This window comes from Priestia sp. ST2 (assembly GCF_055810735.1).
Window position 1 is genome coordinate 25,176 of the sequence record NZ_JBVVNT010000014.1, and the last position, 24,327, is coordinate 49,502.

The following is a 24,327-nucleotide window of genomic DNA, read 5'->3' on the forward strand; positions in this document are numbered from 1 at the left end:
ATTTTTGAGCCTTCTTTTTATATAGCCGAAATAAAAATACCCAAATCCCCATGTTTTGGCGGTTTTTTGGACATTTTTTTAATAAAAGCACACTTTTTAACAAAAAAAGAGATGGTTGGTGAATAGAAGTTGTAGAGTGAAGAATACTAACCTCAACAAAGGTGAACCTTTTATCATATAGCCATCAGTGATATTCACCAACTATTTTAATCATCATATGAAAGAGAGGCTTCAATGAATGAAAGCAACAGGTATTGTTCGTCGTATTGATGATTTGGGTCGCGTTGTGATTCCAAAAGAAATTAGAAGAACGCTTCGCATCCGAGAGGGAGATCCCCTAGAGATTTTCGTCGATCGCGATGGAGAAGTTATTTTAAAGAAATATTCGCCAATTAGTGAATTAGGAGACTTTGCAAAAGAGTATGGCGAAGCGCTATACGATAGCTTGGGTCATCCTGTACTTATTTGTGACCGCGATGTATTTATTGCGGTAGCAGGAAGTTCTAAAAAAGAATACTTAAATAAAAACATTAGTTCGTTAGTGGAATCTGTTATGGAAAGCCGCAGTTCTTCTTTAGTAACTGATGGGAAAAACCTTGAATTTGTCGATGGATACGAAGAAAATATTTCTTCTTACACAATCGGTCCGATTATTGCAAATGGAGATCCGATTGGAGCTGTTGTCATTTTCTCAAAAGATAAGTCCCTTGGTGAAGTAGAGCATAAAGCGGCCGAAACAGCAGCTAGCTTCTTATCTCGTCAAATGGAGCAGTAAGCGTAATTATCTTTATTTTACATTATTTACTGAAAAGGTAGCAGTTTCTGCTGCCTTTTTCATGCTGTCTTACCTTAGAAATAAAGAGAACATGATATAATGGTACGGTATTTTATTTATTGGAAAGTGCAGGATGTTTTATAAGAACAAAGCTCTATTCTATTGCGGTTAGCGGCTAATAAAAAGAGTTGTTCACATCATTACAAGCTGTAGGTGAAAGGTGTAGGAATGCAGAAACAATCAAAGCTCTATTCTATTTTTAACGGCGCCATTATTTTAACGCTCGCAGGTTTATTTACGAAAATCTTAAGTGCCACTTATCGTATTCCATATCACCATATCGCGGGAGATATAGGGTTTTATATCTATCAGCAAGTTTATCCGCTATATGGAATTGCGCTACAGCTAGGTACATATGGTTTCCCTGTAATTATTTCAAAGTTAGTAGCTGAGTATGCGGTAACAAATCGGAGAAAGGAAATCCGAGGAATACTTCAAGTTTCGTTTGCTTTTTTGTTTGTAGTAGGCTGCACGATATTTGCGTTTGAATATATTTTCGCAGAAACGATTGCCGAGTGGATGGGAGATCGTAAATTAACGGTTCTCATTCAAATTATTTCATTTTCCTTTTTACTTATTCCGTTTATTGCTGTTATTCGTGGTTATTATCAAGGATTACATAATATGTTTCCTACAGCGCTGTCTCAAATTGCAGAACAAGTTGTACGGGTAGGGACTATTTTGTATCTGTCTATTTTCTTGATCCAACATGGTTATGATCTATATACTGCAGGGGCGGGAGCTATTTTTGGTTCCATAACAGGCGGTATCACATCCCTTATTATTTTATTTTTATTTGTTTTTAGAACAAAGACAAATTCTAAGGGAGTATTTCAACGCATAAAAAAAGCAGACATCAAGAGAATATTTAAAATCCTTATTATTCAAGGCTTATTAATTTGTATTAGCGGTATGGGTCTGCTGTTTATCCAGCTTATTGACTCCTTTACTTTATATTCTAGTCTAACGGCGCACGGCATGGCTGAAGAAGCAGCACAAATTTTAAAAGGTATTTACGACCGCGGTCTTCCGTTGATTCAATTAGGTACAGTAGTAGGTACAGCTTTTTCGCTTTCGCTTGTACCTGTTATTTCTTCAGCCATTGCGAAAAAGAACTTGTCATTTGTGGTTGAAAAAGTTCAGCTGTCTCTCCGTCTATCGCTTGTAGTCGGAGTTGGAGCAGCTTTTGGCTTGATTGCGCTGATGAAACCCATTAATATGCTTTTATACGGTGACTCCCACGGAACGGACGTTTTACAAATTTTGAGCTTGTTAGTTATATTTACAACAGTAGCAGCAACTGCTGGAGCTGTGCTGCAGGGGATGGGAGCTGTTTTTGCGCCTGTAATAGCCGTCATCGCTGGCATGGCAGTCAAACTAATATTGAATCTTTGGCTAATACCAGATTTTCAAACCATAGGAGCAGCCATTGCTTCCTCAGCTGGATTCGCTATCGTTGCAGCAATCAATCTATTTTGTCTGTATAAAAAGTTAGCTGTACCTCTTGTTCCGAAAAAGGCGAGTGGAGGTATTTTTATAACGGGCATAGCAATGGTCGTTCTTTTGCAAAGCTATTTATTTTGTTTACATCACTTTGTATGGTCTAATGGTTTAGATACAAGCAAACAAGTGGTTGAAACAGGAGCTGGTGTTTTAATAGGCGGTTTGTTTTATTTGTTTATCATTATGAAACAACACATTTTTACCGAAGAGGAATTACGTTTACTTCCAATGGGAAGTGTTTTAGCTAAATACGTATTAAAAAATAAATAAGAAGGTGAAGCAATGACAGGTAAAGTAACAGTTATTGGTTTAGGAGCAGGCGATTTAGAACAGCTACCTGTAGGTATTTATCGCTTGCTACAGCAGGAAAAGCATATTTATATGCGCACAAAAGAACATCCTGTAATCAAAGAATTAGAAAGTGAAGGCTTGACGTATGTATCCTATGATGACGTATACGAATCTTATGATGCATTTGAAGAGGTATATGAACATATATCAAATGATTTAATCGATAAAGCTTCAATAGAAGAAGTGGTGTATGCCGTTCCTGGGCACCCTTTAGTGGCAGAACGTACGGTTCAATTACTTTTACAAAAAGGAAAAGAACGAGGCATTCCTGTTGAAATTAAAGGAGGACAAAGCTTCTTAGACCCAATTTTTGGTGCGCTAAAGATCGATCCTATCGAAGGATTTCAGCTGCTAGATGGAACAGATTTAAAGCGAAGCGAAATAGAGTTAACCGGTCATGTTCTAATTGCTCAAGTGTACGATCAGTTCGTTGCTTCAGAGGTAAAGCTAACACTGATGGAACACGTTCCTGATGATTACCTCGTTTATATTGTAACAGCAGCGGGAAGCAGTGAAGAAAAAATCCAGCCGGTCAAGCTGTATGAATTGGATAGAGAAATGTCGCTCAATAACTTAACGACTATTTATGTGCCTCCAGTAGCAGACGAAACAATTTTATATCATCAATTTGACTCGTTCAGAAGGATTATTGCCACGCTCAGAGGGCCAAACGGATGTCCTTGGGATCAAAAACAAACGCATGAATCGCTCAAGCGCTATTTGCTAGAAGAGTCATATGAGTTATTAGATGCAATTGACCGTCAAGATGACGATAATATGATTGAAGAGCTCGGTGATGTATTGCTGCAAGTATTGCTTCATGCCCAAATCGGTGAAGATGAAGGAATGTTTTCAATTGATGATGTCATTCGCAGTGTTTCAGAGAAAATGGTAAGACGCCATCCGCATGTATTTGGGGAAGTGAGCGTGAATAATGCAGATGAGGTCTTGAAAAATTGGGATGAAATCAAAAAAGAAGAAAAAGGAGAGGAACCTTCTTCTCTGTTAGCTTCTGTACCTGGGGCTATGCCTTCTTTAATGAAAGCGCATGGATACCAAAAACAAGCTGCAAAAGTTGGTTTCGATTGGTCAGAAGTTGAACCAATGTGGGGGAAAGTACAGGAAGAACTTGCTGAATTCCAAGAGGAAGTACAGCATGCTGATAAAGAAAAAATGAGCGATGAATTTGGAGATATTTTATTTGCTTTAGTGAATATTGCAAGGTTTTATAAAATTGACTCTGAAGCTGCATTAGCTAAAACGAATACAAAATTTTTAAATCGATTTCAATATATTGAAGAAAAAGTGAGAGCTTCTGAAAAACCATTTGAATCTTTTTCGTTAGAAGAGTTAGATGAATTTTGGGAAGACGCCAAAAAAACAGGTTTGTAAAACAGAAAGGTGAGGGAATTATGAGGTTAGATAAATTTTTAAAAGTATCACGTTTAATTAAGCGCCGTACATTAGCAAAAGAAGTATCAGACAAGGGCCGTATTACCATTAATGGTATCGTTGCAAAAGCAAGCACAAATGTGAAAGTAGGAGATGAGTTAGCGATCACATTTGGCACGAAGAAAATTACCGTTAAAATAGAGGCTCTTCAAGAAGCAGCTAAAAAAGAAGAAGCAGCTAATTTGTACTCAATTGTCAAAGAAGAGCGTATTTCATCTGAAGTATAACTGATGAAGGCTTGTTCTAAATCACCTTTCTCATTCATATGTTTTAAACAACAGATAACAAGAGCGAATGCTCTTAATGAATGAGGTGGGGATGAAGATATGAGCCAATTTTACGAAACAAGCAATTCAAACAAAGACCATACTCCAAATCATGATTTAGTGATGAAGGGTCGGCGTCTCTTAGATATCACGGGTGTGAAGCAGGTAGAGAGCTTTGACAATGAGGAATTTTTACTTGAAACAGTGATGGGTTTCTTGTCAGTTAGAGGGCAAAATCTGCAAATGAAAAATTTAGACGTTGATCAAGGAATTGTATCGATAAAAGGAAAAATCTTTGATATAGTTTACTTAGATGAGAACCAATCGGAGAAGGCTAAAGGATTCTTTAGTAAGTTGTTTCGATGAGTTTAAACATTCAGCTCTATACAATGCTTGCGATGGTATCGATGGGAAGCGGTTTAGGTGCTTCTCTCGATACTTATCGTTACTTTGTTAATCGCTCTAAATCACGCCCATGGTTTGTATTTGTGAATGACGTATTGTTTTGGATGGTGCAAGCTCTTCTCATTTTTTACGTGTTGTTTTTAGTGAATGAAGGAGAACTGCGTTTGTATGCGTTTCTTGCTTTGTTTTGCGGCTTTGCCGCGTATCAAAGCTTATTTCAATCACTGTATTTAAAAGTATTAACATTTACTGTCTCGAGCGTATTAAGTTTATATCGAGGTGTTTTAACGCTTAGTAATATTTTTTTGGTCAAGCCTATCCGCTTCTTTATTCATATTTTAGTTGTAGTCGCTTTAGGGATCTACCGAGCTGTTCATAAGCTGCTCGTATTCTGTCTAAAGCTTATTTACGTACCGACCAGGTGGCTTCTTTTCGTATTTTGGAGAATGATGCCTAAACCTGTAAAACGATTTTTACATATGGGTTTTCGGTATATAGAAGGAATTTACAATCGTGCAAAGAATATGATAATGAGAATCGTTGCATGGGTGAACACTTTAAAAAACAAGGGGGACGACTAATTCAATGAGTGCGGTACGAAAAAAAAAGGTCGCGAAGTTAAAAACTGATTATAGCCATAAACAAGAGCAAATTAAACAAAATACAGATCGAAAGCGTATCGGTTTAATTAGGCGTTTGACTGTTTTCGGAGTGTTGGCCTTAATCATTGGTGGATTGATGGTATCAGCTTTAATTACGCAAACCTCAGCTATTGAGAACAAAAAAGCTGAGAAGGTGAAATTAGAACAGCAGCTGACAAAATTACAAAGCAAGCAAAAACAGTTAAAAGGTGAAATCGTCAAGTTAAATGACGATGATTATATTAAAAAGATTGCCCGCAGAGATTATTTTTTATCAGAAGACGGGGAAATTATCTTTAATGTAAAAAAAGACTAAACGTATGGTTCGTTGACAGTGTATTTTTGCTTTTTGTATAATATAATAAATTGATTTCTTTTATCATTTAAGGAGGAGCATTTTTTTTATGTCAATCGAAGTAGGCAGCAAGTTACAGGGAAAGGTAACAGGTATTACGAACTTTGGAGCTTTTGTTGAGTTACCAGGAGGTTCAACAGGCTTGGTTCATATCAGTGAAGTAGCTGATAATTACGTAAAGGACATTAACGACCATTTAAAAGTGGGCGACGAAGTTGAAGTCAAAGTAATTAACGTTGAGAAAGATGGTAAAATTGGTCTTTCAATTAAGAAAGCGGTAGACAAACCAGAACGTCCAGAAAGACCAGAGCGTCCTGCAAGAGCGCCACGCTCAGACCGTCCACGTGATTCACGCCCACAACGTAATAACAATCGTGGTGGCGGTAATGATTTCCGTACAAAAGAAACATTCGAACAAAAAATGAATCGTTTCTTAAAAGACAGTGAAGAACGTTTATCTTCCCTAAAACGCCATACCGAATCAAAACGCGGTGGACGCGGTGCAAAACGCGGTTAACTTGCTGCTTATATCAAATAGATAGCGAGTTTTTGGAAAGTGCCTTTTATCTAAAAGGTGCTTTTTTTATATGTAAAAAAGAGTAGAAAAAAAGCATGTACTGTTGTACATGCTTTTTAATGACCCGTACGGGATTCGAACCCGTGTTACCGCCGTGAAAGGGCGGTGTCTTAACCGCTTGACCAACGGGCCGTTATTCGAGTAGCGGCGGAGGGGATCGAACCCCCGACCTCACGGGTATGAACCGTACGCTCTAGCCAGCTGAGCTACACCGCCATTATACGTTCTCTAAAAGACATTTATAATAATATAAAAAAGAAGGGTTATTGTCAATAACTTTTTTTTTATTTTTATAGACTATTATTTGCTTTTGAAAAAAATGATGAGCATAGGCTTTCTCTGAGGCAAACAGTATCTCTGATATTTTTTAAATTGCCATGTAAGATTGTACATCTTTTTGTATAGTTTTCAATATAATACTAGAAAATAGTCGAACGATTATAGGTATTTGACTAGTCCGTTTGACAAAATTTCACCTTTCGCCGCGATATAATAATGAATAAGTATAATTAGCGGGTGGTGGGAGAATGCAAAAGACGGAAAGAGATTTTGCAAGTCCAACAACAGAGGCGGTATTTAACCGAACTAGATTAGAAATGTCCCGTGTGTTTACAAAGGCGGGTATGAAAACGGAAAAGGTGTTATTTCAATGGGGATTGTTGCTGCTAGTCGTAGGTTTTTTATTAGGACGAGCGTTAATTTTAATGAAAATCATGCCATTTGCTTTGCCATTCTTTGCAGCTGTAATGGCTATAAAGAAAGAAAAAGCACCGTTAGCAAGTTTAGCCGTATTGGCAGGGGCATTTAGTGTTTCCATTCAAAATGGAGGTACCGTATTTGCTACACTATTTGTTTTCTTACTAATTCATCGATTTAGCGGCATACTGACAATGGATCCGTTAAAGAAGCTGCCGTTCACTGTATTTAGCGCGATGTTACTTACAAAACTAACTATTTTTTATGTGTTTACCAAGGAATTCACCATGTATGATTTTACATTTGTGGCAGTAGAAGCAGGGTTGAGCTTTATCTTAACCATGATTTTCTTACAAAGCGTGCCTTTAATTTCATACCGAAAGCGAAAACAATCATTAAAAACAGAAGAAGTGATTTCTCTAATCATTTTGTTGGCATCTGTTATGACGGGGACAATAGGGTGGATGATTTACGGGCTTTCGGCTGAACATATATTATCTCGTTACTTAGTATTAGTTTTTGCATTTGTATCCGGCCCTACGATAGGAGCTACGGTAGGGGTCGTAACCGGTTTAATTTTAAGCTTCGCGAATGTTTCTAGTTTGTATGAAATGAGTTTACTCGCTTTTTCCGGCTTGCTTGGAGGACTTTTAAAAGATGGTAAAAAGCTAGGAGCAGCTCTTGGGCTGGTTGTTGGTTCATTGCTAATTGGCCTATATGCTCAGGCAGATCAAGGGTTGACGACTAATTTGTATGAATCACTGACGGCTGTTGTCCTATTTTTATTAACCCCATCTTTTGTTTTGAAAAACTTGAGTAAATTAGTACCAGGGACATCTGAAAACATGCTTGAACAACAGCAGTACGTGCGCAAGATCCGAGATGTAACAGCGAATCGCGTAGAACAGTTCTCAAATGTTTTTCAAGCACTTTCCAAAAGTTTTACGCAAAATGGATTTTATGATGAAAAGCCAAGCGCCGATAAAGAAGTCGATTATTTCTTAAGCAGCGTTACCGAAAGGACGTGCCAATTTTGTTTTAAAAAAGAACAATGTTGGGCACAGCAGTTTGATACAACCTATGAATATATGAAGGAAATTATGCTTGAAGTTGATAATGGCACTCTTGAACAAAATCCAAGACTAATTCGAGAAATGGACAAACATTGTGTGAAATCGAAAAAAGTCATCGATGTGATTGAGCATGAACTTACGTATTTTAAAGCCAATCAGCACTTAAAAGCCCAAATTCAAGAAAGTAGAAGGATTGTAGCAGAACAGCTTCACGGTGTTTCTGAAGTTATGGGAAATTTTGCAAAAGAAATTAAGCGAGAGCGCGAAAATTTAAATGTACAAGAAGAACAGATTTTAGAAGCTCTTCGCAACTTTGGGATGGAAATCAATCAAATTGAAATTTATAGCTTAGAACCTGGAAATGTAGATATTGAAATGTGGGTGCCATATTGTCACGGAAGAGGAGAATGCGAGAAGATTATTGCGCCAATGCTTACAGATATCTTAGGTGAAAGTATTGTAGTAAAGAACGAAGAATGTGCTAAATATCCTCAAGGCTATTGCCACGTTTCGTTTGGCTGTACAAAAGCGTACGTTGTTGATACAGGCGTAGCACATGCTGCTAAAGGCGGAGGGTTTGTATCCGGTGACAGCTACTCCATGATTGAGCTAAACGCTGGTAAGTATGCACTAGCTATTAGCGATGGTATGGGGAATGGAGAGCGTGCCCACTATGAAAGCAGCGAAACGCTTCAGCTGTTAAAACAAATTTTACAAACAGGAATAGAAGAGACAATTGCAATTAAATCGATTAACTCTATTTTATCGCTGCGTACAAACGATGAGATCTTTTCTACGTTAGATTTAGCGATGATCGACTTACAAGATGCCAATGTAAACTTCTTGAAAATCGGTTCTACGCCAAGCTTCATCAAACGTGGAGACAAGGTGATTAAAATACAGGCAAGCAATTTGCCAATGGGCATTATTGAAGAATTTGAAGTGGATGTTGTGAATGAACAAATGAAGGCCGAAGACTTATTAATTATGATGAGTGATGGCGTATTTGAAGGACCAAAACATGTTGAGAACTACGAAATGTGGATGAAGCGAAAAATTGGCGAGCTTCAAACAAACGATCCACAAGAAATTGCAGACTTAATTATGGAAGAAGTTATTCGAACAAAATCAGGCTTGATTGAAGATGATATGACGGTAGTTGTGGCAAAACTTCAGCACAATACCCCGAAATGGTCATCGATTCCTTCTTACGCTTATCGTAAAAAAGCACAATAGTTAGATAGAAGTATATTTTATCTCCTCCTCGTCTATCATGTTAATACTGATAATGAGGAGGGGATTTTTTTATGAAAAAAGGTACATTGAAACAGATGTTGGTCATTACGGACGGTGGTTCGAATACAGGTGAAGATCCGGTAGCAATGGCAGCACTAGCTAAAGAACAAGGGATTAGTGTAAACGTTATTGGTGTGATGGAAGAGGACACAATTGATGAGCAAAGCACGAATGAAATAGAAGGCATTGCCATGTCAGGCGGTGGCGTGAGTCAAATTGTTTACGTAAAACAGCTTTCTCAAACTGTTCAAATGGTTACAAGGCAAGCAATGACGCAAACACTTCAAGGCGTTGTAAATAAAGAGCTTCAGCAAATTCTAGGTTCCTCTAATTCAAGATTAGAAGAGTTATCTCCTGAGAAGCGAGGAGAAATCATGGAAGTTGTTGATGAACTTGGGGAAACGGTTGACTTAGAGATTCTTATTTTAGTTGACATGAGCGGAAGTATGAAAAATAAGCTTCCTACTGTAAAGGAGTCACTGTTAGATTTATCGTTAAGCTTGAATGCTCGCATGGGGCATAATCAATTTTCAATCTTTTTATTTCCTGGGAAAAAGAAAGATGTAGAGAAGCTAATGGACTGGAATCCAAGATTAGAGTCGCTTTCAACGATTTTTCCAAAACTAACAGCAGGAGGTATTACGCCTACTGGACCGGCTATCAAAGAGGCTACTCATTATTTCACCAAAAAGCGCTCATTGAGAGGGTTGTTAAAAAATAATGAACAATACATTGAAGAATCAGGTATGTAACCTATCTCCGGGAACAGAAATTCAAGGGAAATGGCATCACGTCCATTATAAAATTCTTGAGAAATTAGGCGTGGGGGCAACTGGAGTTGTCTATTTAGTTCAATTAGTAAACGGAACGCTAGCAGCGTTAAAAATAAGCTTTTCCAACATGTCTGTTACAGCAGAAGTGAATGTATTAAAAAAGCTCTCTCAAGTCAAAGACAAAGTGCTAGGACCGCGCTTACTTGATGTAGATGATTGGAGCTATGGTTCTCATGCTCTTTCTTTCTATGTAATGGAGTATGTGAAAGGGCAGCCTCTCCTTTCCTTTATCTCAACAAGAGGGACAGAATGGCTGCAAGTATTTGCAAGTCAGCTCTTAACAGACTTGGAAAACCTTCATGAAGAAGGGTGGGTATTTGGCGATTTAAAACCAGAAAACCTGGTCGTAACATCTAACCCCGTAAAAGTTCGATGGATTGACGTCGGAGGAACAACTCTGCAAGGGCGGTCAATAAAAGAATTTACCGACTTTTATGATCGGGCGCACTGGGGGCTTGGCTCCCGAAAAGCAGAACCGACCTATGATTTGTTTGCTGTATCTATGGTTTTGATTCACGCAGCTTATGGCAAGCGAATTAATAAAACGGACAAACCGGCTGAACAATTAAAACAATTTATATTAACAACAAAGCAGTTGGAACCTTTCGGGGACGTTTTGTATCAAGCGGTTACGGGAAAGTATAAGTCAGCTAAAGAAATGAAAACAGAGGTGTTATCGGTCGAAAAAAGAAGAGGGGCAAAAAGTAAAGGAACAAAGCCTCAAAACGTTCGTCAACCGTCTGCCCCTCGTGTTAAAGTAAAGAAGAAGCGTTCTCACGTGTTAGAGACGCTACTACTTTGTACATCTGTAATGTTGATTTATATTTTGTATCTATTTATTCAAGTGCTATAAAGTTTGGAGAAATTGTGAAACTTTCCTTATAGTCATTCGTATAAAGTAAATTAATGATACATTATTGCGTGTACATTATAAGGATGAGTCATTCCTATGGAAAAGCAAGTGAACAATTTTATGACAAAACATCAGTTATTATCCGCAGGCTCTACAGTGGTTGTAGGTATTTCTGGTGGTCCTGATTCTTTAGCACTGGTGCATTTCTTATGGAGTCTGAAAGAGCAAAAATCTCTTACTATTATTGCTGCTCATGTTGATCATATGTTCCGGGGAGAAGAGTCACAGCAAGATATGGAATATGTGCAGAACTACTGCAAACAATTGAATATTAAATGTGAGGCGAAGCAAATTGATGTTACTGCCTATCAGAAGGAAAGAAAGTTATCTTCTCAAGTAGCAGCCAGAGAATGCCGCTATACATTTTTTACTCATGTTATGAAGAAGCACAAAGCAAATTTTCTTGCATTAGGACATCACGGAGATGATCAGATTGAAACGATGTTAATGCGAATGGTCCGAGGCAGTACGATGAATGGATACGCAGGGATGCAGCCCAAGCGGCCATATGCGGATGGATTTATTATTAGGCCGTTCCTAGCCGTAACGAAAGAAGAAATCAATCGCTACTGTAAGCTACATGGGCTTACCCCTCGGATTGATCCGAGTAATGAGAAAGACTCGTACACGAGAAATCGATTTCGTCATTACGTTTTGCCATTTTTAAAGCAAGAAAACGCAGCTGTACATGAAAAATTTCAACAATTTAGCGAGAACTTGCATGAAGATCAAGCATACTTAGAGGAATTAACGACCGATGTGATGAATAAAGTAATGAGAAAGAAATTGCAAAATGAAATTCTCATCGATAGAGATTGTTTTCTAAGGATACGCAAGCCTTTACAAAGGCGTGGTATTCAACTAATATTAAACTATCTCTATAAAGAAATTCCTCCAACCCTTTCCTCAGCGCATGTTGACATGTTAGTAGGATTTTGCGAAAGTGAAAAACCGTCTGGGACGCTTGACTTTCCAAATGGTTTACGTATTATCCGATCTTACAACGACTGTCTTTTCACCTTTAATGAGGGGAACATCGAGCCATATGAATTTATTGTTCCGATTCCAGGGGTCGTCGAGCTTCCAAATGGTCACCAGCTTATTTGTGAAATACATAATAAAGTCGAAGATATAAAAGGAAACGATGTTTTTCTTTTAGATGAAGCTCACGATTTACAATCATTAAAGGTAAGGACACGAAAAAATGGCGATAAAATGCGAGTAAAGGGCATGAAGGGACATAAAAAAGTAAAGGATATTTTTATCGATGAAAAAATCCCTTTACACTTCAGAGATCATTGGCCGGTAGTGGAAGATAGCCAAGGAACTATTTTGTGGCTACCTGGTTTGAAAAAATCTGCTTATGAACTGCATACACATAAGTCCAGATATGTTATTTTATACTATAAGTAGCGAAAACTTCTAGGAGGCAAGTAAGGAATGAAGCAGGATATTCAAGAAATTTTGATTTCAGAAGAAGAAATACAACAGAAAGTAAAAGAATTGGGTAAGCTATTATCTGAGGAATACGCTGACCGTTTTCCTTTGGTAATCGGTGTATTAAAAGGCGCTATGCCTTTTATGTCTGATCTAATTAAGCGTGTTGATACATATTTAGAAATGGATTTTATGGATGTATCAAGTTATGGCAATGCGATGGTTTCTTCTGGTGAAGTAAAAATCCTAAAAGATTTAGATACATCAGTTGAAGGTCGAGACATTCTTATCTTAGAGGATATTATCGACAGCGGCTTAACGCTTAGCTACCTTGTAGAGTTATTCAAGTACCGTAAAGCTAAGTCAATTAAGATTGTCACACTCTTAGACAAACCAACAGGTCGTAAAGCATCTATTAAAGCAGATTACGTTGGATTTGAAGTACCTGATGCATTCGTAGTAGGGTATGGATTAGATTATCAAGAGAAATATCGTAACCTGCCGTATATTGGGGTTCTTAAACCGCAAGTATACAGCAATTAATAAGCACATATCCAAGTGCAATTTATTGGATAGGATAAATGTTCTATGTTAGTATTGAATACAGTATTTGTTTATCGTGGGAGGAGGTAAGAAATGAATCGGATCTTCCGTAATACCATCTTTTATTTACTTATATTTTTAGTCATTATTGGCGTGGTAAGCTTCTTTAGTGGCTCTAATCAAAAAGCAGAACCAATGAGATACGATACATTTGTTCAACACTTAGACAAAGGTGATGTGAAATCACTCTCTATGAAGCCTGAAAGAGGCGTGTATGTTGTGCAAGGGAAGTTAGATTCTTATAAAAAGGATCAAACGTTCCAAACTTACATCGTAGATGGTGACAAAGCACTTGATCGTATTGACGCTGCTTCCGAAAATAATCAAGTAGAAGTTGATTTTAAACCTGCTGATGAAACAAGCGGCTGGGTAACGTTCTTTACGTCAATCATTCCGTTTGTTATTATTTTCATCCTATTCTTCTTCTTACTGAACCAAGCTCAAGGTGGCGGAAGCCGCGTTATGAACTTCGGTAAAAGTAAGGCTAAGCTTTACAGTGAAGAAAAGAAAAAGGTTAAATTTAAAGACGTAGCTGGTGCAGACGAAGAAAAGCAAGAACTTGTGGAAGTTGTTGAGTTCTTAAAAGATCCTCGTAAGTTCGCAGAGCTAGGTGCAAGAATTCCGAAGGGTGTCTTACTTGTGGGACCTCCTGGTACTGGTAAAACATTATTAGCAAGAGCCGTTGCTGGCGAAGCAGGCGTTCCTTTCTTCTCTATCAGTGGTTCAGACTTTGTTGAAATGTTTGTTGGGGTCGGTGCTTCTCGTGTTCGTGATTTATTCGAAAATGCGAAGAAGAATGCTCCATGTATTATCTTTATTGATGAAATCGATGCTGTAGGTCGTCAACGTGGCGCAGGTCTTGGTGGCGGACACGATGAGCGTGAACAAACATTGAACCAGTTGCTTGTTGAGATGGATGGTTTTGGTGCTAACGAAGGTATCATTATCATTGCAGCAACAAACCGCCCGGATATCTTAGATCCAGCGTTATTACGTCCAGGCCGTTTCGACCGTCAAATTACGGTAGATCGTCCAGATGTAAATGGCCGTGAAGCAGTGCTTAAAGTACATGCTCGCAATAAGCCTTTAGATGAATCAGTAAACTTAAAAGCAATTGCTATGCGTACGCCAGGTTTCTCAGGTGCAGATCTCGAAAACTTGTTAAACGAAGCTGCCTTAGTAGCTGCTAGACAGGACAAAAAGAAAATTGAAATGGTTGACATTGACGAAGCAACAGACCGCGTAATTGCAGGTCCAGCTAAGAAAAGTCGAGTTATTTCTAAAAAAGAACGCAATATTGTTGCTTATCATGAAGCAGGACATACAATTATCGGTGTCGTATTAGACGAAGCTGATATGGTACATAAAGTAACCATTGTTCCACGTGGGCAAGCTGGTGGATATGCTGTTATGTTACCAAAAGAAGATCGCTACTTTATGACGAAGCCAGAGCTGCTGGATAAAATTGTTGGATTGCTTGGTGGTCGCGTAGCTGAGGAAATTATTTTCGGCGAAGTGAGTACAGGTGCTCATAATGACTTCCAGCGTGCAACAAGCATCGCTCGTAAAATGGTAACAGAATACGGTATGAGTGAAAAGTTAGGACCAATGCAATTCGGTCAATCACAACAAGGCCAAGTATTCTTAGGTCGTGATTTACACAGTGAACAAAACTACAGTGATGCGATTGCTCATGAAATTGATAATGAAATCCAACGTTTCATTAAAGAAAGCTATGAGCGTGCGAAGCAGATCTTAACGGAAAACCGTGACAAGTTAGAGCTTGTAGCTCAAACATTGTTAGAAGTAGAAACGTTAGACGCTGAGCAAATCAACCACTTAGTAGATCATGGAACTCTTCCAGACCGTTCTAGTCACGTAACAGATGAAGATGTTAAAGTAAACATCCAAACAAAGACAGACGATGAAGAGCCAAAAGCATAAGACAATAAAGATCAGTGGAGATATTCTCCACTGATTTTTTAATGGGCAAAAGTTAGGTTTGGTAAAAGATTTTCGTATATATGGTGGATAAGTAGGATATCCACTAGAGAATCGTGTCATTATATTCCTATTTTATCTAGAATATACACGTCTATTTACCAGTTATGGTATGATGGTTTCAGTGTGAATACTGAATTTATATAAAGTGGTGATTGAAATGATTTTTGTATTAGATGTTGGAAATACGAATACGGTATTAGGTGTATACGATGGAGATGAATTGAAGTATCACTGGCGTGTAGAAACAAGCCGTAATAAAACAGAAGACGAGTATGGCATGACAATCAAAGCCTTGCTTGAGCACGTTAGTTTATCTTTTAAAGATATTCATGGTATTATTATTTCCTCTGTTGTTCCTCCTATTATGTTTGCATTGGAGAGAATGTGTCAAAAGTATTTTCATTTAAAGCCGCTTGTTGTTGGTCCTGGAATTAAGACGGGTTTAAATATTAAATATGAAAATCCGCGTGAAGTGGGAGCAGACCGTATTGTAAATGCTGTTGCTGGAATTCAGCTATACGGAAGCCCTTTAATTATCGTTGATTTTGGTACCGCAACCACATATTGCTATATTGATGAAAATAAGCAATATATGGGTGGTGCGATTGCCCCTGGTATTAATATTTCGACAGAAGCTCTTTATTCAAGAGCATCTAAGCTTCCGCGAATTGAAATTGCGCGACCAAATAGCATTGTGGGAAAAAATACAGTATCTGCGATGCAAGCAGGTATTTTATATGGATACGTTGGACAAGTAGAAGGAATTGTAGCAAGAATGAAAGAGCAAGCAACAGTAAATCCTAAAGTTATTGCTACTGGAGGACTCGCAACATTGATTGCTAAAGAGTCGGATATTATTGATATTGTGGATCCATTTTTGACTTTAAAAGGATTGCAAATAATTTATACAAAAAATATGGAGTAAGAGGTGTATATTATGGGTGACTATTTAGTAAAAGCATTAGCTTACAATAGTCAAGTTCGCGCTTATGCAGTAAAAACAACGGATACAGTTGGAGAAGCGCAGCGCCGTCACTATACATGGCCTACAGCCTCTGCAGCATTGGGACGTTCAATGACTGCGGGAGTCATGATGGGGGCTATGCTAAAGGGTGAGCAAAAGCTAACAATTAAAATTGAAGGCCGCGGCCCAATTGGCGTTATTTTAGTAGACAGCAATGCTAAAGGGGAAGTGCGTGGATATGTAACGAATCCACAAACGCACTTCGATTTAAATCAGCATGGGAAATTAGATGTAGCACGTGCTGTAGGTACAGAGGGCACGCTAAGTGTCGTAAAAGATATCGGAATGCGTGATCAATTTAACGGACAAGTACCTATTGTATCGGGAGAATTAGGAGAGGATTTCACGTATTATTTTGTGACATCTGAACAAGTCCCATCTTCAGTAGGTGTAGGTGTACTTGTTAACCCTGATAACACGATCTTAGCTGCGGGCGGATTTATCATTCAGCTTCTGCCGGGAACAGATGATAAAACGATTACAGCTATTGAACAACGATTACAGACGATTGAACCAATTTCAAAACTGATTCAAAAAGGTCTTTCTCCTGAGGAAATCTTAGAAGAAGTTCTTGGAAAAGAAAATGTGAAGTTTCTGGAGACAATGCCTGTAGAGTTCAAATGTCAGTGCTCAGAAGAAAGAATTGCCAATGCTATTATCAGCTTAGGACAAGAAGAGATTCAATCGATGATTGAGGAAGACGGCCAAGCTGAAGCCCAGTGTCATTTCTGTAATGAGACCTATCGTTTTGATAAAAAGCAGCTTGAAGAAATGAAAAAACAAGCAATTTAAATGAAATAAAAGATTCTTAAAAGGCGTCATTTTATAAATGAGCGCCTTTTTTTATAGATATTAAGTTCTATTTCTGTATATATTGATCTAAAAATATAACAAAATTAGGTAAATGGAAAGACAAAATGATTGACAATTTAGAAAACATCTGATAAATTGTATACAAAATCAATAAAATTAGTTGGTATTAGGAGTGGTCATATGGCACGTATTGCAAATTCAATTACAGAGTTAATTGGTCAAACACCAATCGTAAAACTAAACCGTCTAGTTGAAGAAGATATGGCGGATGTATATTTAAAATTAGAATTTATGAACCCGGGAAGCAGCGTAAAAGATCGTATCGCATTAGCGATGATTGAAGATGCGGAAGCAAAAGGTGTGTTAAAACCTGGCGACACAATCATTGAACCAACAAGTGGTAACACAGGAATTGGCTTAGCAATGGTAGCTGCAGCAAAAGGATACCGTGCTATTTTAACAATGCCTGAAACGATGAGTATTGAGCGTCGTAATCTGCTTCGTGCATACGGTGCAGAGTTAGTATTAACACCAGGTCCAGAAGGAATGAAAGGGGCGGTTAATAAAGCAACTGAGCTTGCAAAAGAGCACGGCTACTTTATTCCTCAGCAGTTCCAAAACGAGGCGAACCCAGAAGTGCACCGTCAAACAACGGCTAAAGAAATCATCGAGCAGTTCGGCGATCAGCTAGATGGATTTGTGGCAGGTATCGGTACTGGCGGTACTATTACAGGTGCTGGTGAAGTGTTAAAAGAAAAGTACCCAAATATCAAAATTTATGCGGTAGAGCCAGCTGATTCTCCGATTTTAAGCGGTGGTCAACCAGGACCTCATAAAATTCAAGGAATTGGTGCAAACTTTGTTCCGGATACGCTTAACACGGAAGTATATGACGAAGTTGTCGCTGTTCAAAACGATCAAGCTTTTGAATATGCCCGTAAAGTAGCAAAAACAGAAGGTGTACTAGTAGGTATCTCTTCTGGGGCTGCGATTTATGCTGCGTTAAAAGCTGCAAAACAGCTTGGAAAAGGTAAAAAAGTGTTAGCGATTATTCCAAGTAACGGTGAGCGTTACCTAAGTACTCCATTGTTCCAATTCGAGGAACAAACACAAGCATAAAAACGATAAAAAAACAGCTTCTATATGAAGCTGTTTTTTTTCATCTAAGAATCATGTAAAATGAAAGCAGGTGATTTATTTTTAGGAGAGTGAACAAATGCAGCAAAGAATGACTTGGGGCGAATCTATTTCTATCTCTAAAAGCCAATGGTTCAAAAAATATCAAGAGTTGTCAAAAGAGGAACCGAATCATATCCTGCTTGAAAGCGGTCGAGGCGGAAAGTTTCAAATGATGGGATTAAAACCTGTAGCCATTTTGCGAGGCGGACAAAACGAGCTTCATATCAAAACGGATGACCAAACTACTGTTCAAAAAGGTAATCCGCTTCATCTTATGCGAGACTGGATGAAGAAGTTTGAAGCAGAGGTGAATCCAGATCTTCCTCCTTTTCAAGGTGGAGCAATTGGCTTTATTAGCTATGATTATATCCGCTATGTAGAAACCATACCTGACCTTGCTGAAGATTCATTGAAAACGCCGGACGTTTATTTCCTTATTTTCGATGACGTATTTGTATACGATCAAGAAAAGGAAAAGCTCTGGATTATCGTTAATGACGAAGCAGATTGTAGAGAGCAGGCACATAAGCGTATTGATCAATACAAAAAGGACTGGATGGGGGCAAGTGATGAAGGACTCTCATATGAGCAGATTCATCGTGTTGCCGAAAAGAGTGAGGTTTCGATGTCTGAAGCTGCTTTTTCAGATGCTACAACACGCGTACATGAGTACATCGGGCAAGGCGATGTGTTTCAAGTGAACTTATCTGTTCGACAGTCTCAACAGCTTCAAACTCATCCTATGCATATCTACGAACAGGTACGAAAAATCAACCCGTCTCCTTACATGTCTTATATGCAGACAGAAGAATTTCACATTGTGAGCTGTTCACCAGAATTATTAGTGAAAAAAGCCGATGATGAAATCAGTACGAGACCGATTGCGGGAACACGCTCCCGCGGTAAGGATGATCAAGAAGATCAACAGTTAGCAGATGAGCTTATTCATAACGAAAAAGAGCGTGCAGAGCATGTGATGCTTGTTGACTTAGAGCGTAATGATCTTGGTAGAGTAAGCGAATATGGTACTGTGCATGTTGACGAGTTTATGGTTATTGAAAAATATTCACATGTCATGCATATTGTGTCTAATGTAAAAGGCAAGCTCGCGCGCAACAAAGATTTTGTAGATATCGTAGATGCGGTTTTTCCTGGAGGAACGATTACTGGAGCACCTAAAGTTCGTACAATGGAAATCATTGAAGAACTTGAACCAGTTCGAAGAGGAATTTATACAGGATCGATTGGTTGGATTGGGTTTAATGGAGATATGGAATTAAATATTGCGATTCGCACTATGATTATTCAAGACGGCCAAGCTTATGTGCAGGCTGGTGCGGGTGTTGTGATTGATTCAAATCCGAAACACGAATACAAAGAATCACTGAAAAAAGCAATTGCACTATGGAAAGCAAAAGAGCAGAGCGAAAATGAGCTGAGTGAGGGTGAGTAAAGATGATATTAATGATTGATAATTATGATTCTTTTACGTTTAATTTAGTACAGTATTTAGGTGAGCTAGGGCATGAGCTTCTTGTAAAAAGAAATGATGAAATTACACTTTCTGAAATTGAAGTGCTAAATCCAGATTTCTTGATGATCTCCCCGGGACCATGCAGTCCTAACGAAGCGGGAATCAGTCTAGAAGCCATCGAGTATTTTGCAGGTAAGATTCCAATATTCGGCGTATGCTTAGGGCATCAGTCGATTGGGCAAGCTTTTGGAGGGAATGTGATTCGTGCGGATAAATTAATGCACGGGAAAACATCTGAAATGCATCATGATGGCCGTACTATCTTTAAAGGTCTTGATAATCCGTTCACGGCAACGCGGTATCATTCTTTGATTGTAGAAAAAAGTTCACTGCCGGATTGCTTTGAGATTTCAGCGTGGACAGCAGAAGATGAAATTATGGCGATTCGCCATAAATCATTACCTATTGAAGGAGTACAGTTCCATCCTGAATCTATCATGACTTCTTACGGTAAAGAAATGCTGAAGAATTTTATTGAAACTTACGAAAAAAAGCGAGTGTAATGATATGTATATATACGTAAATGGCGAAGTAAAGTCTGCGTCTGAAGCCACTATTTCTCCGTTTGATCACGGATATATGTATGGCCTAGGGCTGTTTGAAACGTTACGAGTGTATGAAGGTCATCCATTTTTAGTGGAAGACCATCTGGATCGCCTGCATAGCAGCTTACGTGAATTAAATATTGTATGGGACTACTCTACACAGGACGTGTTGGAAATCATTAATAGTTTGTTAATGAAAAACAATGAGAGAAATGCGTATGTTCGATTAAATGTCTCAGCAGGAAATGGCGGAATTGGCTTGCAAGTGGAAGAATACGACAAGCCATCTACAATCGTATATATGAAATCAATGCCTCATCCATCGAGCCCCCTTGTAAAAGAGGGGCTTATTCTTGAGACGAAACGAAATACGCCTGAAGGAACCATGAGGTTAAAGTCTCATCATTATTTAAATAATGTACTAGCTAAGCGAGAAGTTGGTTCGGACTTAAATAAAGAGGGTATCTTTTTAACAAAAGAAGGGTTCTTAGCCGAAGGTATTGTGTCCAATTTATTTTTTGTAAAAGATGATTGTGTATATACGCCGTCTCTTGAAACAGGTATCTTAAATGGAATTACGAGACAGTTTATCTTTACGCTTTTACAAAAGAAAAACATAGAGGTTGTAGAAGGCTTATTTACGGTGGAACAGCTCTTGGAGGGTGATGAAGCTTTCGTTACAAATTCCATTCAAGAAATCGTACCTCTTCGAAGTATAAAGGATAAGCAGTTTTCAGTAGGAGACCATACGCTGACAGCTCAGTTGCAAAAAGAGTATCGCTCTTACACAATGTCGCTAATGAGTCGACACGAGCTACATGTATAAAAGCGAAAGGAGAGACTAAAGATGGATAAAATTTATGTAAATGATATGCGTTTCTATGGCTATCATGGCGTATTTCCAGAAGAAAATAAATTAGGGCAGCGTTTTCACGTGGATTTAGCTGTGGAACTGGATTTAAAGCAAGCTGGTACTACGGACAATTTAGAATACTCGGTGAGCTATGCAGATTTATACCAAACATGCCAGGAAGTTGTAGAGAAGCGCACGTTCAAGTTAGTTGAAACGGTGGCTGAAACGATTGCATCTGAATTGCTTGCTAATTACGAACTCGTGCAGGCTTGTACAGTAAAGGTATATAAACCCGATCCGCCAATTCCCGGTTATTATCAATCGGTAGCTATTGAAATTAAAAGGAGCCGTTGAATGACAACAGAAGCATATATTGCATTAGGATCAAATATTGGAAATCGAATGGAACATTTGAAGTCAGGAGTTACTGGCTTGATGAAACACTCTGAGATTAAGGTAGTGGCTGTTTCATCTGTTTATGAAACGGCCCCTGTCGGGTATACGAATCAAGCAAGCTTTTTAAACATGGTAGTAAAAATACAAACAACGTATTCGTCAGAGCACCTTTTAGATTGTTTGCAAGCCATTGAACAAACGGCAGGCCGAAAAAGAGAGATTGTATGGGGACCTAGAACCCTTGATTTAGATATCTTACTTTATAGTAATGAAATCATTCACACGGATAGACTGAGCGTCCCTCATCCCCGAATGTTTGAACGAGCGTTTGTGATGGTTCCTCTAAACGAACTAGCTCCATCTCTTATTCTCCCTGTAGCAGAAGAAAAAGTTGAAACCATCACAACACGTTTATCAGATTTAAAAGATGTAAAATTATTTCGAGAGCAAACAACGGGTATACTAGATATGTTCGAAAATAATCGTAATGATTTACATAAGTGAAGATGAATCTTATTAGTTGATTCATTTTTATATTGGCGTAAAGTAGAGTTCATAGTGAAAACTTTGAGATTTGGGTTCGCAGGTTTTGGGTTTATTCGGTAGCTTGTTAGAGAAATCGAAGAAAAAGAGAAGCGAAGCAAGAATAAAGCGATTTGACATAGAGAAACGACTGAACCTATAATAATTTTAAAGAAACGTAGTAGTTGCCAGTAAACATGCTGGCCTTTTTTCTGTTTCGGAAAACTTAATTATACGATGGAGATGAGTAAACGATGAGTCATGAAGAATTAAATGATCAATTTCTCGTTCGTCGCGAAAAAATGAGCAACCTACGAGATCAAGGTATTGATCCGTTTGGTCAACGTTTTGAACGTACACATACATCACAGCAATTAATTAGTGAGTATGACGAGTTAACAAAAGAACAGTTAGAAGAAAATGAAGTGCCTGTGTCACTAGCTGGTCGTATTATGACAAAGCGTGGAAAAGGAAAAGCAGGTTTCGCTCACGTTCAAGATTTAACAGGACAAATTCAGCTTTATGTACGTAAAGATGCAATTGGCGAAGAGCAGTACGAAATCTTCAGCAGCGTAGATATCGGTGACTTGGTAGGGGTTGAAGGTGTTTTATTCAAAACAAAAGTTGGCGAACTTTCTATTAAAGTAAAAGATTTTACGTTACTAACAAAAGCGCTTCGTCCACTTCCAGATAAATATCATGGTTTAAAAGATATTGAACAGCGCTACCGTCAACGTTACTTAGATTTAATTACAAACCCAGAAAGTAAACAAACATTTATCTCAAGAAGCCGCATTATTCAATCGATGCGCCGTTACTTAGATAATCATGGATATTTAGAAGTTGAAACACCGATGATGCATTCAATCGCAGGTGGAGCAGCAGCTCGTCCGTTTGTGACACACCACAATGCGCTTGATATGGAACTTTATATGCGTATTGCGATTGAACTTCATTTAAAACGTTTAATCGTAGGTGGATTAGAAAAAGTATACGAAATTGGCCGTGTATTCCGTAATGAAGGTGTATCTACACGTCACAATCCTGAATTTACAATGATCGAATTGTACGAAGCGTATGCGGACTACAAAGATATCATGGCTTTAACAGAGAACTTAATTGCACACATTGCGCAAGAAGTACTTGGCACAACAAAGATTCAGTATGGCGATCAAGAGGTAGATTTAACTCCAGAGTGGACAAGACTTCATATGGTCGATGCTATTAAACAATATACGGGCGTAGACTTCTGGGGAGAAACATCTGTTGAAGAAGCTCGTGCTTTAGCGAAAGAACACGGGGTAGAAATCACTGAACATATGCAATATGGACATATTGTAAATGAATTCTTTGAACAAAAAGTAGAAGAGCAGTTAATTCAACCAACGTTCATTTACGGACATCCTGTAGAAATCTCTCCATTGGCTAAGAAAAATGCGGAAGATCCGCGTTTTACTGACCGTTTTGAGCTGTTTATCGTTGCGCGTGAACACGCGAACGCATTTACAGAGCTAAATGATCCAATTGACCAACGTGAGCGCTTTGAAGCTCAGTTGAAAGAGAAAGAACAAGGAAACGATGAAGCACATGAGATGGATGATGACTTCATTGAGGCATTAGAATATGGTATGCCACCTACAGGTGGTCTAGGAATCGGTATTGACCGCCTTGTTATGTTACTAACAAATGCACCGTCAATCCGTGATGTACTATTATTCCCACATATGCGTCAACGCTAAAAAAAGAGATGGCTACGGCCATCTTTTTTTAGTTAATAATATTAGAAAATTTAAACTTTTAATTTACCTCTTGTTTTTATGAAATTGATTTGGTATATTTATATCTGTTGCTAACGCAGACAAGCGAGAACAACAAAAAGAAATAAAAAAGTTGTTGACATTACGTTGATAACTTGATAAGATAGTAAGGTCGCTTAAGAGCGACGGTTGAACTTTGAAAACTGAACAAAGCGACAAACGTCAACGTTAAATTTTATTTTTAAATTGAGCAAGTCAAACATTTCTTCGGAGAGTTTGATCCTGGCTCAGGATGAACGCTGGCGGCGTGCCTAATACATGCAAGTCGAGCGAACTGATTAGAAGCTTGCTTCTATGACGTTAGCGGCGGACGGGTGAGTAACACGTGGGCAACCTGCCTGTAAGACTGGGATAACTTCGGGAAACCGAAGCTAATACCGGATAGGATCTTCTCCTTCATGGGA

At 38.4% G+C, this 24,327-nt stretch carries 23 protein-coding genes, 2 tRNA genes and 1 rRNA gene; 24 read left to right on the forward strand and 2 right to left on the reverse strand.

Annotated elements, in window-relative coordinates; genetic code table 11:
• Positions 1-238: 238 nt before the first annotated feature.
• From spoVT to AC0KUU_RS28740, 8 genes are all read left to right on the forward strand, one after another.
• Positions 239-775 (forward strand): stage V sporulation protein T, encoded by a 537-nt coding sequence (gene spoVT / locus AC0KUU_RS28705; RefSeq protein ID WP_013054872.1) that lies wholly within the window; start codon positions 239-241, stop codon positions 773-775.
• A 228-nt stretch (positions 776-1,003) separates the two neighbouring features.
• Positions 1,004-2,608, forward strand: a complete 1,605-nt coding sequence (locus tag AC0KUU_RS28710) for a putative polysaccharide biosynthesis protein (protein WP_043979013.1) — start codon at positions 1,004-1,006, stop codon at positions 2,606-2,608.
• 12 nt (positions 2,609-2,620) lie between these two features.
• Positions 2,621-4,081: a bifunctional methyltransferase/pyrophosphohydrolase YabN gene (gene yabN / locus AC0KUU_RS28715; protein WP_162215136.1), complete on the forward strand. Its 1,461-nt coding sequence runs from the start codon at positions 2,621-2,623 to the stop codon at positions 4,079-4,081.
• Between the two features lie 20 nt (positions 4,082-4,101).
• Entirely contained in the window at positions 4,102-4,368 is a 267-nt protein-coding gene (locus tag AC0KUU_RS28720) for an RNA-binding S4 domain-containing protein (RefSeq protein WP_013054875.1), read from the forward strand.
• Between the two features lie 99 nt (positions 4,369-4,467).
• Positions 4,468-4,773 carry a sporulation protein YabP gene (gene yabP, locus AC0KUU_RS28725; protein WP_013054876.1) on the forward strand — a complete coding sequence of 102 codons (306 nt, stop codon included), beginning with the start codon at positions 4,468-4,470 and terminating at the stop codon, positions 4,771-4,773.
• Complete coding sequence (gene yabQ, locus AC0KUU_RS28730; RefSeq protein ID WP_025753169.1) at positions 4,770-5,393, forward strand: spore cortex biosynthesis protein YabQ; 624 nt, start codon at positions 4,770-4,772, stop codon at positions 5,391-5,393. The genes yabP and yabQ overlap by 4 nt, the downstream gene beginning before the upstream one ends.
• 4 nt (positions 5,394-5,397) lie before the next feature.
• Complete coding sequence (locus tag AC0KUU_RS28735) at positions 5,398-5,769, forward strand: FtsB family cell division protein (protein WP_322551663.1); 372 nt, start codon at positions 5,398-5,400, stop codon at positions 5,767-5,769.
• Between the two features lie 88 nt (positions 5,770-5,857).
• The gene (locus tag AC0KUU_RS28740) at positions 5,858-6,325 is read left to right on the forward strand and encodes a S1 domain-containing RNA-binding protein (RefSeq protein ID WP_013054879.1); all 468 of its coding nucleotides are present in this window, start codon (positions 5,858-5,860) and stop codon (positions 6,323-6,325) included.
• A 120-nt stretch (positions 6,326-6,445) separates the two neighbouring features.
• On the opposite strand, the gene AC0KUU_RS28745 is transcribed toward AC0KUU_RS28740, so the two are convergent.
• Positions 6,446-6,517 (reverse strand) — tRNA-Glu (locus AC0KUU_RS28745).
• Positions 6,518-6,527: 10 nt separating this feature from the next.
• A tRNA-Met gene (locus AC0KUU_RS28750) sits at positions 6,528-6,601 on the reverse strand.
• Between the two features lie 311 nt (positions 6,602-6,912).
• Between AC0KUU_RS28750 and spoIIE the strand changes: the two genes are divergently transcribed.
• The 16 genes from spoIIE to AC0KUU_RS28830 all read left to right on the forward strand — a co-directional run.
• The gene (gene spoIIE / locus AC0KUU_RS28755; RefSeq protein ID WP_013054880.1) at positions 6,913-9,390 is read left to right on the forward strand and encodes a stage II sporulation protein E; all 2,478 of its coding nucleotides are present in this window, start codon (positions 6,913-6,915) and stop codon (positions 9,388-9,390) included.
• A 71-nt stretch (positions 9,391-9,461) separates the two neighbouring features.
• Positions 9,462-10,202, forward strand: a complete 741-nt coding sequence (locus tag AC0KUU_RS28760; protein ID WP_013054881.1) for a VWA domain-containing protein — start codon at positions 9,462-9,464, stop codon at positions 10,200-10,202.
• Positions 10,171-11,136 (forward strand): protein kinase domain-containing protein, encoded by a 966-nt coding sequence (locus tag AC0KUU_RS28765; protein ID WP_034654932.1) that lies wholly within the window; start codon positions 10,171-10,173, stop codon positions 11,134-11,136. The genes AC0KUU_RS28760 and AC0KUU_RS28765 overlap by 32 nt, the downstream gene beginning before the upstream one ends.
• Before the next feature lie 96 nt (positions 11,137-11,232).
• Positions 11,233-12,609, forward strand: coding sequence for a tRNA lysidine(34) synthetase TilS (gene tilS / locus AC0KUU_RS28770; protein WP_043979004.1), 1,377 nt, complete (start codon positions 11,233-11,235; stop codon positions 12,607-12,609).
• Between the two features lie 27 nt (positions 12,610-12,636).
• Positions 12,637-13,176, forward strand: a complete 540-nt coding sequence (gene hpt, locus AC0KUU_RS28775; RefSeq protein WP_013054884.1) for a hypoxanthine phosphoribosyltransferase — start codon at positions 12,637-12,639, stop codon at positions 13,174-13,176.
• Between the two features lie 93 nt (positions 13,177-13,269).
• Complete coding sequence (gene ftsH / locus AC0KUU_RS28780; RefSeq protein WP_013054885.1) at positions 13,270-15,180, forward strand: ATP-dependent zinc metalloprotease FtsH; 1,911 nt, start codon at positions 13,270-13,272, stop codon at positions 15,178-15,180.
• A gap of 217 nt (positions 15,181-15,397) precedes the next feature.
• Positions 15,398-16,165, forward strand: a complete 768-nt coding sequence (locus AC0KUU_RS28785; RefSeq protein WP_013054886.1) for a type III pantothenate kinase — start codon at positions 15,398-15,400, stop codon at positions 16,163-16,165.
• A 12-nt stretch (positions 16,166-16,177) separates the two neighbouring features.
• A complete protein-coding gene (gene hslO / locus AC0KUU_RS28790) occupies positions 16,178-17,056 on the forward strand; it encodes an Hsp33 family molecular chaperone HslO (RefSeq protein WP_097825370.1) in 879 nt (292 codons plus the stop codon).
• A gap of 201 nt (positions 17,057-17,257) precedes the next feature.
• A complete protein-coding gene (gene cysK, locus AC0KUU_RS28795; RefSeq protein ID WP_013054888.1) occupies positions 17,258-18,196 on the forward strand; it encodes a cysteine synthase A in 939 nt (312 codons plus the stop codon).
• A gap of 97 nt (positions 18,197-18,293) precedes the next feature.
• Entirely contained in the window at positions 18,294-19,709 is a 1,416-nt protein-coding gene (pabB, locus tag AC0KUU_RS28800) for an aminodeoxychorismate synthase component I (protein ID WP_322551664.1), read from the forward strand.
• Between the two features lie 2 nt (positions 19,710-19,711).
• Complete coding sequence (gene pabA / locus AC0KUU_RS28805; protein ID WP_013054890.1) at positions 19,712-20,293, forward strand: aminodeoxychorismate/anthranilate synthase component II; 582 nt, start codon at positions 19,712-19,714, stop codon at positions 20,291-20,293.
• 4 nt (positions 20,294-20,297) lie between these two features.
• Entirely contained in the window at positions 20,298-21,161 is an 864-nt protein-coding gene (pabC, locus tag AC0KUU_RS28810; protein ID WP_043979051.1) for an aminodeoxychorismate lyase, read from the forward strand.
• A 21-nt stretch (positions 21,162-21,182) separates the two neighbouring features.
• A complete protein-coding gene (gene folB, locus AC0KUU_RS28815; protein ID WP_013054892.1) occupies positions 21,183-21,542 on the forward strand; it encodes a dihydroneopterin aldolase in 360 nt (119 codons plus the stop codon).
• Positions 21,543-22,088: a 2-amino-4-hydroxy-6-hydroxymethyldihydropteridine diphosphokinase gene (gene folK, locus AC0KUU_RS28820; protein ID WP_028410339.1), complete on the forward strand. Its 546-nt coding sequence runs from the start codon at positions 21,543-21,545 to the stop codon at positions 22,086-22,088. It begins immediately after the preceding gene.
• A 272-nt stretch (positions 22,089-22,360) separates the two neighbouring features.
• Positions 22,361-23,845: a lysine--tRNA ligase gene (gene lysS / locus AC0KUU_RS28825; protein ID WP_013054894.1), complete on the forward strand. Its 1,485-nt coding sequence runs from the start codon at positions 22,361-22,363 to the stop codon at positions 23,843-23,845.
• 282 nt (positions 23,846-24,127) lie between these two features.
• Positions 24,128-24,327, forward strand: a 16S ribosomal RNA gene (locus AC0KUU_RS28830); the annotation flags it as partial.

Coding starts and splice junctions, on each gene's coding strand:
- AC0KUU_RS28785 (WP_013054886.1), top strand. CDS start 15,398: ATGATTTTTGTATTAGATGTTGGAAATACGAATACGGTATTAGGTGTA.
- yabP (WP_013054876.1), top strand. CDS start 4,468: ATGAGCCAATTTTACGAAACAAGCAATTCAAACAAAGACCATACTCCA.
- yabN (WP_162215136.1), top strand. CDS start 2,621: ATGACAGGTAAAGTAACAGTTATTGGTTTAGGAGCAGGCGATTTAGAA.
- folK (WP_028410339.1), top strand. CDS start 21,543: ATGACAACAGAAGCATATATTGCATTAGGATCAAATATTGGAAATCGA.
- AC0KUU_RS28710 (WP_043979013.1), top strand. CDS start 1,004: ATGCAGAAACAATCAAAGCTCTATTCTATTTTTAACGGCGCCATTATT.
- hpt (WP_013054884.1), top strand. CDS start 12,637: ATGAAGCAGGATATTCAAGAAATTTTGATTTCAGAAGAAGAAATACAA.
- lysS (WP_013054894.1), top strand. CDS start 22,361: ATGAGTCATGAAGAATTAAATGATCAATTTCTCGTTCGTCGCGAAAAA.
- AC0KUU_RS28740 (WP_013054879.1), top strand. CDS start 5,858: ATGTCAATCGAAGTAGGCAGCAAGTTACAGGGAAAGGTAACAGGTATT.
- spoIIE (WP_013054880.1), top strand. CDS start 6,913: ATGCAAAAGACGGAAAGAGATTTTGCAAGTCCAACAACAGAGGCGGTA.
- AC0KUU_RS28765 (WP_034654932.1), top strand. CDS start 10,171: ATGAACAATACATTGAAGAATCAGGTATGTAACCTATCTCCGGGAACA.
- pabC (WP_043979051.1), top strand. CDS start 20,298: ATGTATATATACGTAAATGGCGAAGTAAAGTCTGCGTCTGAAGCCACT.
- ftsH (WP_013054885.1), top strand. CDS start 13,270: ATGAATCGGATCTTCCGTAATACCATCTTTTATTTACTTATATTTTTA.
- folB (WP_013054892.1), top strand. CDS start 21,183: ATGGATAAAATTTATGTAAATGATATGCGTTTCTATGGCTATCATGGC.
- AC0KUU_RS28720 (WP_013054875.1), top strand. CDS start 4,102: ATGAGGTTAGATAAATTTTTAAAAGTATCACGTTTAATTAAGCGCCGT.
- cysK (WP_013054888.1), top strand. CDS start 17,258: ATGGCACGTATTGCAAATTCAATTACAGAGTTAATTGGTCAAACACCA.
- yabQ (WP_025753169.1), top strand. CDS start 4,770: ATGAGTTTAAACATTCAGCTCTATACAATGCTTGCGATGGTATCGATG.
- spoVT (WP_013054872.1), top strand. CDS start 239: ATGAAAGCAACAGGTATTGTTCGTCGTATTGATGATTTGGGTCGCGTT.
- hslO (WP_097825370.1), top strand. CDS start 16,178: ATGGGTGACTATTTAGTAAAAGCATTAGCTTACAATAGTCAAGTTCGC.
- AC0KUU_RS28735 (WP_322551663.1), top strand. CDS start 5,398: ATGAGTGCGGTACGAAAAAAAAAGGTCGCGAAGTTAAAAACTGATTAT.
- pabA (WP_013054890.1), top strand. CDS start 19,712: ATGATATTAATGATTGATAATTATGATTCTTTTACGTTTAATTTAGTA.
- tilS (WP_043979004.1), top strand. CDS start 11,233: ATGGAAAAGCAAGTGAACAATTTTATGACAAAACATCAGTTATTATCC.
- pabB (WP_322551664.1), top strand. CDS start 18,294: ATGCAGCAAAGAATGACTTGGGGCGAATCTATTTCTATCTCTAAAAGC.
- AC0KUU_RS28760 (WP_013054881.1), top strand. CDS start 9,462: ATGAAAAAAGGTACATTGAAACAGATGTTGGTCATTACGGACGGTGGT.